Genomic DNA, 14608 nt, shown 5'->3' with positions numbered 1-14608 from the left:
AAGCAGCTGGTGTTGGTGAGGGAACACAAAATATGTCTCAGTATACATATAAAGCTAGTTTAGATGGACAAGAAGGTTTATCTCCAGGCTATCACGTATCACTGCAAGTAAACTTAGAGAATAAGAAGATGATTGCTGTTCCTAGTAAAAGTATTATTGAAAAAGCTGGTAATCTATTTGTTTATGTAGAAGACAAAGGAAAGCTTCGTAAACAAAATGTGAAAAAAGGTTCTACTGATGGAGATTGGACAGAAATTCTTGAAGGTGTAACAATGGGACAAAAGGTGGTTAAAAATCCTTCCGACAACGTGTATGACGGAATGGAAGTGAAAGAAAAATGATTACGTTAAACAATATTCATAAAACATATTACCAAGGGAAGCTAGCGGTACCGATTTTACATGGTATTAGTTTAACAATTCAAAACGGTGAGTTTGTTTCCATTATGGGACCATCTGGCTCAGGGAAATCAACCCTCATGAATATTATCGGTTGTTTAGATCGTCCGACAGAAGGGGAATATGTGTTGAACGGCGTGAATATTTTAACGGCAGATGAAGCAAAACTTGCCCTTATTCGTAATGAATATATCGGTTTTGTATTCCAGCATTTTAACTTATTGCCACGTCTTTCAGCGGTAGAAAATGTAGAACTTCCGCTTATATATGGCGGCGTGAAGAAAGCGGAGCGCCGTCAGAGAGCTCTTGAAGCACTTGGGAAAGTCGGATTGTCTGACCGCGTGTATCACTTGCCAAGCGAACTTTCAGGTGGGCAAAAGCAGCGTGTAGCCATCGCACGTTCCATTGCAAATGACCCAACGTTCATTATGGCCGATGAACCAACAGGTGCTCTTGATACAAAGTCTGGGGAGCAAGTTATGGACATCTTCACAAAGTTAAATGCAGAAGGTACGACGATTGTCATGGTTACGCATGAAGAGGAAGTCGCTGCTTACTCTTCGCGCCGAATTGTGCTAAGGGACGGGGAAATTACAGAAGATAGAAGGTGTGTGATATGAGTTTACTAGATAGTATAAAGATTGCCCTATCTTCTATTCTAGCTCATAAACTGCGCTCAGCACTTACAATGCTTGGGATTATTATCGGTGTCGGCTCTATTATTACTGTTGTTGCGATTGGGCAGGGCGGGGAAGCAGCGTTAAAATCACAATTTGTTGGTTCTGGGAATAGTGTGATTTCTATTCACTATACTCCTGACATGAATGATTCATTTGGTATGGAATCCATGGGAAAACCGAAATTGACAGAAGAAGATATTTTTGAAATTAAAAAGCTTCCAGAGATTTCACACGTAATTAAGACGAATTCAAACATGGAAACACTTGATGTCAATGATAAAAAAGATATGGTGAATATTAAAGGGCTAGACAGCGAATATTTCGCTGCGAATAAAGTTAAGGTGTTAAAAGGCCGTTCTTTAAATGATACAGATATCGATTATGGAAATAACGTTGTCATGATTAGTTCCGATGTAGAAGAAAAGATATTTGAAAAAGAAAATCCAGTTGGAAAGATTATTGAAATGAAAGGCCAACCGCTGCAAATTATTGGTGTATATAAAGCCGAGGGCGGATTCATGGGAATGGGAGGTTCAGAAGTTCTAATTCCATTAACGTTATGGCCGTCGTTGTATGGAACAGATGAAATTCAAGAGATTTCTGTCCAAGCGAAAAATGTCGATAATTTAGATGACGCTGGAAAGAAAGCAGCTGATGCATTAAATAGTCGTAAGCCAAGTGAGTTTACAGGTAAATATGAGGTAATGAATTTAAAAGAAATTCAAGATGGTATTTCTAAAATGACAAATATCATGACGATGATTATTGGAGGTATTGCTGGTATTTCATTAGTCGTTGGTGGTATAGGGGTTATGAACATTATGCTCGTATCTGTAACAGAGCGTACACGTGAGATTGGGGTACGTAAAGCACTTGGAGCAACGCGTAGTAAAATTTTACTGCAATTCTTAATTGAGGCTGTTATGTTAACGCTTCTTGGTGGATTAATTGGGATTGGTCTTGGTTACGGGGGCGCATATATTGTTTCCACATTTGCGAAATGGCCACCACTCGTTTCATGGCAAGTAGTTGTTGGCGGCGTATTATTCTCGATGACGCTTGGTATTATCTTCGGGTTAATTCCAGCGAATAAGGCGGCGAAATTAGATCCAATTGAAGCACTTCGTTACGAATAGGTTAAATCGGGGCAGCAACTTAAGCTTATAGAAGCGGATACAATTGTAGAGCTAAATAATCTGTTTTAGAGCACAATCTTTTTTCACTTGTTCGCCCAATTATTTTAAAGCGCTAATGATAAAATAGTCATGGTACATTAAACTAATAATGAAAGTAAAAAAGACAGTATAATAACTGTCTTTTTTATTTTCATTATTCAATAAAAGAAACAAAAGGTTCATCTTCATTTTTTTCTCTTACAACAACTGCTTCAACTTTTTGCTCTGACTTTATATTCATTTGAACCTTAACATCTTTAGGGAAAACATCTAATATATTTTGGACTATCATTTGTGTAAAAGCAATCAGTTCTGATTTACCATTAAATTTAACTAAAACATTCATATCTACAGTATCCATATGATCATCTTTATAAAAAATTGTAGCATTAACCGGTATATAATCATCTTTATTGAATTTTTTCACTTTAACAGAAAACTTATCTAACTCTTCATTATCTTTATTATATACTTGTTTAAAATCATCAGAAGGATAAGCAAAGGATTTTTCGTTAATATTAGCCCACTGTCCTATACTATTCTCACCTTTTTGTACTGTTACACTAGAAATAAAAGTACCGGCTTTTAAAGAATCAGAAGCTTCCTGTTTAAAAATAGAAAAAGTAATAGGAACTTTTACAAAGTTCTTATTATCATAAAGAACTTTTAAAAGTTGATTAGCAATTTCACTGCCCTTAACATTTGCTTCTTCATTAGAATGATTTGAAGTCATGGCTAAACCGATAACAACACCAGCTAAACTCAATTCACCTGAATTTTTCTTAGTATAATAATCATATTCTATAATATTAGATACATAAGGTATTTCTTGTTTTGTGAGTAATTCGTCTATTGTTTTTTGAGCAATATATTCACTTCTTTGTAATAAATGATTTTTTGTATCAAATTGCTTAGATGCCATATTCATTAAACCTAATTCTAATTTATCTATATCTAATTTAGAATTAGTTTGTATATTAACTGTATTTATTATTTTATGCTCTTTTAAAGGAATAATAGTTTTATAATAATTATCAGAAATAGAATATTTCGGAATAATGCTATTTCCCTTCGTATTTTTTTCTACAACTTTCTCTTCTTTTTTAATAATATTAGTACCATTACAAGCACTTAATAACAAACTAATAATTATCAAAAATAATGATATCTTTTTCACCTATAATAACCACCTTTAACCATTTCTCTCGCTTTATACAACATATAGTGTATCATTAAATATCTAAAAAAAAAGAGATTAATGAAAATATATATATGCATCTAACAATATTCCCTAACGTTAAAAATAAAAATATGATATTTATATAAAAAAGCTACAAAAAACTCTTGAAACTATCCCTTCTGGATATTCTGTTATGTATTAAATTACTAGTTACGTAGGACCAACATGAATTCAAGCTTAGATTTATTAACATAAAAAAGAAGAGGGTTTTTATAATCCTCTTCTTTTTTATATGTTCATTAGCTGTTTTATTCACTTAAGAGTGCTTTAGAATTTACCTATTCTATTATAACTGTATAAAACACATTTTTAATATGAAATATTGCATATCGGAATGTATCTAAAATGAAGGTATAAGATTTACCACATCTTAATACTCAAACAAGGGGAGGAAATACTATGGCAATCGCAATGGCTGTTTTAAAATTTGTGGGTGGAGTAATTCCATTCGTACAAGAACTTTTAAAATCATTCATGTAAGTTTTTATTTCAAACATGTATGTAAAAATCTCACACAAATGATTTGTATATCTGGGCATAAGTGCTTTGTGAATCAATAGTATGAACAGATTTTAGAAAAGAAAAAGAATTTCATTAGGAATAGCAATCAAAAAGCACTCATTCGAGTGCTTTTTGATTGTACAGTAATACTTTAATACTCTATAATTAACTTTGGGGAAGGTAATCTAAGAGCATTAGACGTAGTCTTAGCATTATCTTTTATTTGATAAACCATAAAATTGAATAATTTTGTGGTTTATTTTTTGTAAATCCACAAGTTTTAAACTACTTTTAATAAACGTAATCATGAAATTAACATCGAATTACAGTTCCGGAATAGAGAGTCAGGAAATGGCCACCAATATCAATTATAGTAGTTGCTTGTATATAACCTTTAAAACCATCTGATGAATAATAAATTTCTTTTGGAATACTTTCTTTAACCTGATAACTAGTTTTTGAGTACTTCACATAATGGTTTGTGATTACTTTTGATTCAGGGACAATATTAGCTCTTTGTTCAAAAGTATTTGTGATAGTAGAAGGTGAATTAAATTCAACATTTTCATGAGAAATACGATCCAAACTTTCAGCTTTTACACCTTCTGTTTGAGAAAAGGCACCTAAGCTACCTATTCCTATTAATGTAGCAAGTGTAAACTTTGAAAATCCTGTAAATTTCCCCATTTTATAAGCCTCCTTTAAGTTTTTTGTAAGATAAGGTCCTTACACTTCACAGTCTATATCTAGCAGATAGGAAGTGTACATACATATCATTAGACAAAAATCTACATTATTCTCTATTTTTTTCTAGGTTATGTATAATAATCCGGTGTTCAACAAGTTGTCACAAATAAAAAATGATAATGATAACAAAAAAATGAATAGTATATTCGTTGCTTGTATTATTATTAATTATTTTAATATTCTAAAATAATTGGATAAAATCGGTTCTGGTGCAAATATATGAAGAATAACACGGAGAATAGTAGACTCCTAACGGAATCGTATTTTATGCTATAAGTCTAAACACTGGGTGGATGAACTCTTTTTGGTTTTGGACAGACTGGTTTTCTAAATCAATCTGTTCCTTTTTTATCATATGCATGGCTTCAACGTCACTCAATATAGAGGTTGCTGTTTTAAATGACTTGAATCCCAACATAGAGCGTACTCGTTTCTTAATAAAACGATGGTCTTGTTCCACATGTTATTCAGATATTTTATCTTCCTGGTTTGGATGCTGGCTGGCCTCTCTTTATCTAATAAAATAGAGATCTAGATTTACCACTAGATATTATGAAAAAACAATCAATTGTATTTAGCGCTGAGAAAAGAGTAGTTGAACAAACTGTGTAGGTTCTATATCTATATTAAATGATTTTGCATCAGAACCGAAAAAATGCCACTCCATTAGGTAAAGGAGTAGCATTATGTTGTAAAAATAGTAAATCATGAGAAGGTGTTAACTTAATTCTTTCTCATGTACCACAAAAAGTTCGATAAGGGCGGGATGATGGCGCCGGTGGTGTACAGTACTCAGACTGTTCAGGAGAGTGAGCATAAGGATTTGAAAGAACAACAAGCAGTTGTTCCATTACGCTGTGGTCCCCTTGTTTGACTGCGGCATCTAATGCTTCTTCCACGCGGTGATTTCGTGGGATTATCGCAGGATTGGTGTCTCGCATCAGCTGATCTGAAGAAGATTTCGACTCCTCCTGTCTGCTTAATCTTGCCTGCCATTTTTCATTCCACTTCGTAAATTCTTGACTTTTAAACAAATCGGTATCTTTATGTGTACCAAAAGTTAAAGCAAGGAAGGTATTAGTATAGTCTGCGCGATATTTCTCCATAATTTTAAGGAGCTCATCAATGAGGGCTTTATCTTCTGCTTCTTCGTTAAATATACCTAGTTTGGTCCGCATCCCAGCGAGCCAATGCTTTTCATACAGTGTGCCGAAATCTGAAATCGCATCTTGGGCTATTTGGGCAGCTTGTTCTAGGTCTGTATGTAGAAGCGGCAATAGAGATTCTGCAAATCGCGCGAGATTCCACACACCAATATACGGCTGGTTACCATAGGCGTATCGGCCTTGCGTGTCAATGGAACTAAATACCATTGCTGGGTCATATTCATCCATGAAGGCGCAAGGACCATAATCGATGGTTTCTCCGCTAATGGTCATGTTATCGGTATTCATTACCCCGTGAATAAAGCCAACGAGTTGCCACTTTGCAATTAAGCTGGCCTGTTGCTTCATCACTTCTTGTAGTAACGCTAGGTATGGATTTTCCTGTGATTGAATAGCTGGAAAATGACGCTTAATCGTATAGTCAGCCAAAATTTTTAGCTCCTCAACTGAACCGCTTGCTGCTGCGTATTGAAATGTGCCAACTCGTATATGACTGCTAGCTACACGTGTCAAAATTGCACCTGGTAAAGCAGTTTCGCGTATGATTGACTCACCTGTTGATACTATAGCTAGACTACGGGTAGTAGGAATACCAAGCGCGTGCATTGCTTCACTGATAATATACTCGCGTAGCATTGGTCCAAGTGCGGCGCGGCCATCCCCTCGGCGGGAGTATGGTGTTCTACCAGAGCCTTTTAATTGAATATCAAATCGTTCACCTGAAGGAGTAATCTGCTCACCGATTAGCAGCGCACGGCCGTCTCCTAGCATGTTGAAATGCCCGAATTGATGCCCTGCATAAGCTTGAGCAAGAGGGATAGAACCTTCGGGAATTCGGTTTCCAGCAAGAACCGCTACTCCATCTTCGCTTTGTAGTTCCTCAATGTTTAGCCCTAGGGATGTTGCCACAGGATGATTGAGAATGATTAACTTTGGTAAGCCTACAGGGGTTGGGCTAAGGGTGGAAAAAAATGATTCCGGTAGACGGGCATAACTATTGTCTAAGTTCCATCCGGTTTCTTTTGTTTCTTTTTTCTTTTTCATTGTATCTCCTTCTTTTACGTTTTTTTCTGTTACATAAAGCATAGATATAAATATTCAATGATATTCTCCATTTTATTGAGAATATAGAAGATTGGAATTTAATATTGATTAGTTAGTGCGCATTGTTTTTATAATTCACTTGTAGTTATGTACATTATATCCTTAATCAATGAAAAAAACGTATTAGTACTTGTTTTTTATAAACTATAATATTTTATCATTTTAACCGAGAAGACCTCCACCTCTAAAAGAAGTGAAGGTGGGGGTATTTCAATTAGCGGCTTATTAGGGTTCTTTGGCATTGGGTGGTTTAGTCTTTTTATGGTTGAAGTTGTTGAAACATCGCGGCAGGATTCAGTAGGAATTACGGTTAGCTTTGCACTTACGCTAAATCAAATTGCTATTATTTTAGCTCCGCCTGTTTTTGGCTTCATAGTGGATATCAAAGGGTATACGTGGGCGTGTGTGTGTATGGCTATATTGCTGTTTGTTTCAGCAATAAGTTTATTGAAAAATTGCAAAAAAAAAGTCATACGAATGACATTTTTTTGCAATATGATGTATAATCAATTTTGGTATGAATTTTAAAATGGTGATATTATGACATATAAATGAATTTGATTCTTATTCTTATTAATATTTGCTTTTCGTTCATTTCCTCTTTTGAAATTCCCTATTATTTTGGCCGTAATGAGCTTCCTCTCTTTTTATTGTTTGCATGATTTATTTTACTTGAAAATTTTTCTGCATCTTTTCTTTTCTTTTGACAATCATAATTTATTTTCCGTAATACTCGATAAATACCATGCTATTTTTGTTTGTTCGATAACTGAACATTTCACTATCTAGTTAATTTTGCTTATCGATGAATGCTAATAGATTACCTTTTTTGGCATTATTGTATATGTTGTTTGCAAGGAATGTTACATAAAAAAACAAAATTATAGTGAGATGAATCGGATTGTTGGGTGGAAATTTTCTAAGAAAGAAATACAATAGTAAGTGATCAAAAATTTGAGTATGGGAAGCTTCTCTTGAATAACTTTCCAATAATACAAACTTTTTAGGAAGATATAGATAATCAAGAGACATGCTAATTTATAGTAGTAGAATTGAGGATGAAATAGTAATATGTAGTTCATTTCTCGAATATAGTTCTTCAATAAATTTAAGCAAAAATTAAAGTCTTCTTTTAAATGAATAGAGATAGAATAAAACAATGAAAAGAGTAACAAGTATAAATTGAATAAAAAGAGGGCTCCTGTATGTTTAAGAGATGTTTAATCGTTTGCTTTATTATCGCGATTTTTTGCTTAAGTGTATATATGTTCATGCAAACAAATAAAGGTAAAACGCAGAATTTAAAGGCATTTTCAGATTCTACTAGTAAACTAGAAACAGATACACCGAAAGTAGATAGAAATCAGCGAAATCGTTATGCTGGGGCAACACAAAAATTAGACCAATATTTAAAAGAAAAGGGATTTAATGGAACGGTACTTGTGACGGATCAAAATAATGTGATTTTGCGAAAAGGGTATGGCTATGCAAATATGCAGGATAAAGTCTTAACAACGCCAAGAACAAAATATCGTATTGGTTCTATCACTAAGACAGTAGTGGCAGTGTCTATATTGCAGTTGCAGGAAAAAGGGGAATTGAATATAGAAGATAATGTAAATAAATATATTCCTTCATTCCCAGCGGATAAAAATATTACTTTAAGACATTTATTGACACATACATCTGGATTACCTGAACAAGGGCAAGGGAAAGTTGATGCGGCATCACGTTTAAAATTAGTGACATGGATTGGTTCACAAAATCTTGAATTCCCTGCTGGAACAGGTTGGAGATATACGGATTATAATTATATGGTACTTGCCTATGTTATAGAAAAAATCTCTAAACAACCATTAGCTGAATATATAAAAGAACATATTTTCACTCCAGTTGGAATGCATGAATCTGGCATGGGGGCAAAATTCCCTGGAGATATATTTTTCGCAGAAGGTTATACAAAGAAAGATAATGAATTCATATCTACTCCTAGGTTAAGAATGAACTGGCTATACGGTTGTGGTGAAATGTATACAACTGTAGAAGATATGAAGAGATTAGATGAGGCGATTATGACTGGCAAACTTCTTTCCAAACACAGTTTATCAGATATGTTTACTGTATCACCTGCAAGAAAATATGGATTTAGTTTTTACATTTATCCAGATTATTATCATAATCACGGTGTATTAGCTGGGTGGAATACATTTAATAATTTCAATTGGGATAAACGAATTTTTGTTATTCTATTCTCTAATGTTCAAAACGGTATGACCGATGAATTTAATCAGGAATTTCGGAAGATGGCAAAAGATTTATTGGAAGGAAAATAAGCGGTCTGTAGTATTCTGATTCATATAAATAAGTTAGATTAAGAAATTCTTTATAAATGATTTTATCCCGTATTAACGGGCAGTAATACTCCCACCTCAAAATTCGGTGAAAGCAAAGAAGTTAGGTGGGGGATCAACTGACCGTAAAAGTCCGATTGGTGTGGGCTAATAATCAGTGGGGGATGAAGAAAACCCCCACTGATTAAAGTTTTACTTTATCTTAATGTTTCTAATCATAAATTCCCCATTCAAACAAAAAGTAATGACTTTCAGACTGCCCAAATATTTGATCGTAAACATGTCCTTTTTTCACTTGTATTGTCTCAATATTATTCAATTTCATTAAAAGTTCTTTAACGATCGATTCAGGTGAGTCTACATCAAATAAATCCACTTTAAATCTATTAATAAAATTTTCACTGTTTACGTATTCTAAACAAATACCCCTATACTTTAAAAAGTACTCATGAATCCATATGTTTTTTAGAGCCTCTATCCATTGTTTATCTGAAGGCGCTGGTTCATCACTAATATCCCATTCTTCTCTTTCAAACAATTCTTTCTTAAATATTGCAGCAAACGCTTCTTGAAGATTTTTAAATTGGCTTTTTTCAGCGAATATTAAATCTACTACCATCTCATATTTTCTAAAGCTATATACATCAAATGATAAATTTGACAATCGGGCTTTTGCGATTAGTTTGGCAAATAAATCTCGTTCATTAAACAATTCTTGAATTTCATTTTTTATTATAAAAACCTCCTATCTGAGAATAAGTAAGAATTAAAGTTTTACTGTCGAAATACTCTTATTTTTTGTGATTAATATTATACCATGCTGATATATGCAGTATTATTTTCAATTAGTTTTTGTTTTTAATTCAAATTTCTATTTTTTGATTATTAAATTTTAAAAATGTAATAATCAAAAGCCAACTTCTTTAATATTGAAGAAGCTGGCTCTTTAAATGACCTAACATAGAATTCTGTCCATAGAATCTTATCATTTTTTGTTAAAGTGACGAAAATTCTTCAATTAGTTTACTAAAGCGTCCTAGTGCACTTTCAATTGGTTTTGGCGTTGTTAAATCTACACCAGTTTTCTTTAAAAGATTGAGCGGATAATCTGAACTTCCACCTTTTAAGAATTCGATATAATTTTGCTGAGCGGTAGGATCGCCACTTAAAAGCTGATCTGCAATTTGAATTGCGGAAGCAAATCCGGTAGCGTATTTATAAACGTAAAATGGTCGGTAAAAATGAGGGATTCTAGCCCATCCATATTTTACTTCTTCATCGAATATGAGTGTATCCCCATTGTATTCTCTAAATAATTTTTCATATACATCATTAAATGCTTGGGCGTTTAATGGTTTACCTTGATGCGCCATTTCGTGCGTAATCTTTTCAAATTCAGCAAACATAACTTGTGTAAAGAAAGTTCCTTTAAATTGATCAATAAAGTGATTGATTAAATGGTTGCGTACGTCTATATCTTTTGCTTCTTTTAATAGATGGTGAATTAAGAGTATTTCATTCACTGTAGAAGCGACTTCGGCCACAAAGATTGAATAATGAGCAGAGATTCTCGGCTGAAACTTATGTGAATAATATGTATGCATACCATGCCCACATTCATGAGTAAGTGTAAAGAGACTATTTAAGTCATCATTATGATTTAACAGGATGAAAGGGTGAGCGCCATATACGCCAAAATTATAGGCACCCGAACGTTTTCCAGGTAATTCTCTTACATCTATATAACGTTTATCTTTAAAACCTCGAAGTGTTTGAAGATATTCTTCACCGAGTGGAGAAAGGGATGTAAGCATGATTTCGAATGCTTCATCATAGGGAATCTCTTGCTTTACACCTTTTACTAAATCAACATGTAAGTCGTACTGTCTTAATTCATCTAGCTGCAATTTTTCTTTTCGTAAATGATTATATGTATGTAGAGATGCAATGTTCTTTTTAGTTGTATCAATTAAAGTATCATACACTTCTTTTGGAACCATATCACCAAATAAAGACCTTTCTAAAGCAGATGGATAGTTTCTAATTTTTGAAATGGTAACATTGTTTTTTATAGCTGCTGTTAAGGTAGAAGCAATAGAGTTTTTTAATTGCACATAAGGTTGATAGTATGCTTTGTAAGCTTCTTTTCTCTTATCTCGACTTTCATCCTTAATTAATTTTGAATACATCCCGCGTGTTAAATTTACTTTATTACCATCCTTGGTTGTAACTTCTCCAAATGTAATATCTGCGTTATTAAGCATTCCGTATGTATGCTGAGGAGAAGAGAGAGCTTCACCCATTTGAGACAAGATTTCTTCTTTATCTTCGTTTAAAACATGTTTCTTATATCGATATAATTCAAATAAGTCTTCTTTAAAATATTGTAAGCCTTCGTTTTCCTCTATATAAGAATGTAATATTTTCTCATCGATACTAAGTAAAAATGGAGAAAAGAAGGAACGAGCAGCACTTATTTTAACATGTAATTGTGATGCTTTATCTACAAGGGACTGCGCTTCTGTATCACGTGTATCAAGGTCGGATTGAAGTCTTGCATAAGCATAGACTAAATTAAACAAACTTGATATTTCTTCACTTTTCGTAAGATAGGCAAGTAGGCTCTGACCATCATGGATAGTTCCATTAAATTTTTTTAAATCCTCTGTTAAGGTTTCGATTTTTTGATAGTCGTTTTCCCAGTTTTCAATCGTTTTATAAATATCCGTTAAATCCCACTTTTCTTGATCGGATACATCCATTCTATTTTTAAATTCTGTCATAATCATTTCCTTCCTAGATATGTATTTTGTATACTATAAGATTAATCAAGTAGTATCTCCACAAAATTATACTACTTTCATTTCTTAATCAGGTAATAATTTTCAGTACTCATCTTCAAACAGGCAATTATATATGGTAACTCCTGTTTCTTTTAACTCTAACGAAATTTCCTCCACTTCAGTATTCAACGTGTCAATGTCAAGAACCTTTATTCCATTGACTTGGAATAAAGAAGTGGTTAATTCGATACTCCGCCCCTAAAAAAGCCTTAAGGTAGTTACCTTAAGGCTCATAAATTAAGAAAGTATTTTTTCTATTTTTTTGTCATAATTAGTTACTATATTATTAATTTCAATTAACAAAGTATCCTCATCAGTTGCAGGTTCATAACCAATTATAACTTTTGGAATATCATAATTTTTTTTCAAATCAACTAGAAAATGTACTAGCTTTTTCAACCTTAACTTATTATCGTTCCTCTCATCCTTTAATATTTCATTTTCAGGAAAGTTAAATACAATGTCACCATATTGTTCATCAAACGAGAAAACTATTACTACGTTTTTTAATGAAATACCTAACTTCAATTCTTCTAAAAATATATTTCCTGTTCCTTTCGGTGATAGAATCTCTTTTATGTTTTTCACTTGAGAAAAATTCAAATCTTTTTCTGAAATATTATTATACAAATGTGATGATTTAAGTTTTAATGTAGATAATTTAAGTTCTCCGTAAATTAATTTATCAATTTTTCTCTTATTAAAATCAGTTAATATAATCTCTAAATTTTCCATTTATAACTCACCCTTTTTACTGGTCAATATACCATTTAAAAGTTCCATCAAGGTTTAATCGAACTCCATTTCCATCTTGTAGTTTTTTCTCCAAAAATTCTATTCCTTTAGGATTTTTAATTTTGATAAAACCTCCCGGTCCATCCATTATTTCTTCAAGATGTTTCAATGCTGTTTGATTTATTTGGTCTGGGCCGCCTTTAACTTTCCCAAAAATGCTTGGATTTCTTTATCTGTAATTTGTTTTTTACTTACTGCAAACCATGTAACATTGTTCATTGTAATACACCATTCTACAGAAGATAATCTTTTAATGCTTCCTCAATTTTTCAGATTAACCATGATTTTAGCTACAAGGGAGCTGTCTCATCCGTGAACTAGCCTACTTTTCGGACAGCCTCTTTTTGTGCGCTATTTTTTCGTACTAGCCAAATACATTAGCATGTGGAATTTTTCGTCTATTACATGATAATCAAAATAAGGTCCTGGATCTGTACAGTAACCGATATTTTCACTTTGCGTGATTTGAAATCCGTTGACTGATAAATTTTCTTCTAAGTATTTTGGATATAAAATATGCTCGTGGGAATTTGGATATAAGGCTGAAATATTTTTCAAGGATTTGGCCGAGCTATCATAATAGGAGTATCCGCCGACAATTGTTGAACTGCTATGGAAATAGTTTTTTAGAACATGAATTGGAAACTGCGGATTGAGTAGTGAAAAATCAGTTGCTGTAAAACTATCCACAAAAATATCGATGCTAAGCGGTTTCAATGGCAGATTTAAATCAGAATTCAAAATATAAAGGACGTTTGGCTTCGGATTCATACGCTCAATTCTCTTTCTAACCTTCTTGAGCATTGCAAGCGAATAGCCACTGAATACATAGGATGCGCTCGTTTCAAGAACATCGATATATTTGGGTAGTGACACAAAAGCGTCAACGTTTGTTTCCACGATTAATTTGTTTTTCAAATCTACATTTTGTAGAACTTTTTGAAACCAAAAATTACTTTTTTCAAATAAGTTAATCATTTTGGGATTGATCTCTTTAATCGTTTCTTTATCGTAAAAATAAGATGGATAAGGAGACGTCTCGTACAAGTTCGCGGTAATGATAATACCTTCCTCGATAGCTGCCTCGTATCCACAAGTACAAGTTAAACTCCCCGTTTGAATGTAGACTTTTTTAATCGTTACATCTTTCATTTCAAGTGGAATGTGGCACTTCGGACAATAGAACAGATTTACAAAGGAAAGTGGGATCCCTGTAAGGTTCTCTTCTTTGGATGAAGGCGAGCTGGTTTGAACCGCTTTTTCAATCAATTGGATAGCTTTTGATATGTCTTCTTTTTTCTTGGTCAGCTGGTTCTTTTTATCAATGAGCAAGTTGTTGTAGTAGTCGATATCCTCATGGTCCGAGAAGTTTGTGACACGCTGATACGATAAAATTTGTTGAATTTCTAGCAGTGAAAAATGAAGTTTTTTCAGCTCAGTAATAAAAGCCATGTCGTCGAGACACAATTGGTTCATTTGATACTGGGTGTTTTTTTTGTCTGGTATTAATAATCCTAGTTCAATGTAATAACGAACGGTATCAGTTGTAACATGAAAAAGCTTTGCAAATGTACCAATTTTCATAGATGCCCCCCAACGAAAAAAGTG

Annotated in this window: 10 protein-coding genes and 4 pseudogenes; 5 read left to right on the top strand and 9 right to left on the bottom strand. The window is 33.2% G+C overall.

The annotated features are described in order from the left end of the window. From BPMYX0001_RS14345 to BPMYX0001_RS14335, 3 genes and pseudogenes are all read left to right on the top strand, one after another. Nucleotides 1-341 (top strand): annotated as a pseudogene (locus BPMYX0001_RS14345) (efflux transporter periplasmic adaptor subunit); the annotation flags it as partial. Next, a complete protein-coding gene (locus BPMYX0001_RS14340) occupies nucleotides 338-1018 on the top strand; it encodes an ABC transporter ATP-binding protein (RefSeq protein ID WP_033799016.1) in 681 nt (226 codons plus the stop codon). The pseudogene BPMYX0001_RS14345 and the gene BPMYX0001_RS14340, both read left to right, overlap by 4 nt. Beyond that, the gene (locus tag BPMYX0001_RS14335; protein WP_018767608.1) at nucleotides 1015-2214 is read left to right on the top strand and encodes an ABC transporter permease; all 1200 of its coding nucleotides are present in this window, start codon (nucleotides 1015-1017) and stop codon (nucleotides 2212-2214) included. The genes BPMYX0001_RS14340 and BPMYX0001_RS14335 overlap by 4 nt, the downstream gene beginning before the upstream one ends. Before the next feature lie 193 nt (nucleotides 2215-2407). Here BPMYX0001_RS14335 and BPMYX0001_RS14330 read toward each other — a convergent pair whose 3' ends face one another. From BPMYX0001_RS14330 to BPMYX0001_RS14315, 4 genes and pseudogenes are all read right to left on the bottom strand, one after another. Further along, a complete protein-coding gene (locus tag BPMYX0001_RS14330) occupies nucleotides 2408-3430 on the bottom strand; it encodes a CamS family sex pheromone protein (RefSeq protein ID WP_033799015.1) in 1023 nt (340 codons plus the stop codon). 876 nt (nucleotides 3431-4306) lie between these two features. Further along, a complete protein-coding gene (locus BPMYX0001_RS14325; RefSeq protein WP_006095513.1) occupies nucleotides 4307-4681 on the bottom strand; it encodes a hypothetical protein in 375 nt (124 codons plus the stop codon). Between the two features lie 325 nt (nucleotides 4682-5006). After that, nucleotides 5007-5227: pseudogene (locus tag BPMYX0001_RS29510) on the bottom strand (DDE-type integrase/transposase/recombinase); the annotation flags it as partial. A 248-nt stretch (nucleotides 5228-5475) separates the two neighbouring features. Further along, on the bottom strand, nucleotides 5476-6951 hold the full coding sequence (locus BPMYX0001_RS14315) for a protein adenylyltransferase SelO (RefSeq protein ID WP_033799683.1): 1476 nt from the start codon (nucleotides 6949-6951) through the stop codon (nucleotides 5476-5478). 273 nt (nucleotides 6952-7224) lie between these two features. On the opposite strand from BPMYX0001_RS14315, the pseudogene BPMYX0001_RS14310 reads away from it, so the two are divergent. Further along, nucleotides 7225-7539: pseudogene (locus tag BPMYX0001_RS14310) on the top strand (hypothetical protein); the annotation flags it as partial. A 59-nt stretch (nucleotides 7540-7598) separates the two neighbouring features. Here the strand turns inward: BPMYX0001_RS14310 and BPMYX0001_RS34730 are convergent. Continuing rightward, nucleotides 7599-7788, bottom strand: a pseudogene (locus tag BPMYX0001_RS34730) (hypothetical protein); the annotation flags it as partial. 428 nt (nucleotides 7789-8216) lie between these two features. On the opposite strand from BPMYX0001_RS34730, the gene BPMYX0001_RS14305 reads away from it, so the two are divergent. Continuing rightward, entirely contained in the window at nucleotides 8217-9344 is a 1128-nt protein-coding gene (locus tag BPMYX0001_RS14305) for a serine hydrolase domain-containing protein (RefSeq protein WP_033799013.1), read from the top strand. A 229-nt stretch (nucleotides 9345-9573) separates the two neighbouring features. Here the strand turns inward: BPMYX0001_RS14305 and BPMYX0001_RS14300 are convergent, their stop codons facing one another. From BPMYX0001_RS14300 to BPMYX0001_RS14285, 4 genes are all read right to left on the bottom strand, one after another. Beyond that, complete coding sequence (locus BPMYX0001_RS14300; RefSeq protein ID WP_239500273.1) at nucleotides 9574-10074, bottom strand: hypothetical protein; 501 nt, start codon at nucleotides 10072-10074, stop codon at nucleotides 9574-9576. A 283-nt stretch (nucleotides 10075-10357) separates the two neighbouring features. Continuing rightward, nucleotides 10358-12145: an oligoendopeptidase F gene (pepF, locus tag BPMYX0001_RS14295; RefSeq protein ID WP_033799012.1), complete on the bottom strand. Its 1788-nt coding sequence runs from the start codon at nucleotides 12143-12145 to the stop codon at nucleotides 10358-10360. Between the two features lie 297 nt (nucleotides 12146-12442). Next, nucleotides 12443-12940 carry a hypothetical protein gene (locus tag BPMYX0001_RS14290; RefSeq protein WP_006095508.1) on the bottom strand — a complete coding sequence of 166 codons (498 nt, stop codon included), beginning with the start codon at nucleotides 12938-12940 and terminating at the stop codon, nucleotides 12443-12445. A 411-nt stretch (nucleotides 12941-13351) separates the two neighbouring features. Next, nucleotides 13352-14584: a MerR family transcriptional regulator gene (locus BPMYX0001_RS14285; protein ID WP_006095506.1), complete on the bottom strand. Its 1233-nt coding sequence runs from the start codon at nucleotides 14582-14584 to the stop codon at nucleotides 13352-13354. Nucleotides 14585-14608: the final 24 nt, after the last annotated feature.

Origin of the sequence: Bacillus pseudomycoides DSM 12442 (assembly GCF_000161455.1) — a bacterium.
Taxonomy (GTDB): domain Bacteria; phylum Bacillota; class Bacilli; order Bacillales; family Bacillaceae_G; genus Bacillus_A; species Bacillus_A pseudomycoides.
The sequence above is the reverse complement of the archived record's forward strand: the minus strand, read 5'-3'. Positions and strand labels throughout refer to the sequence as shown.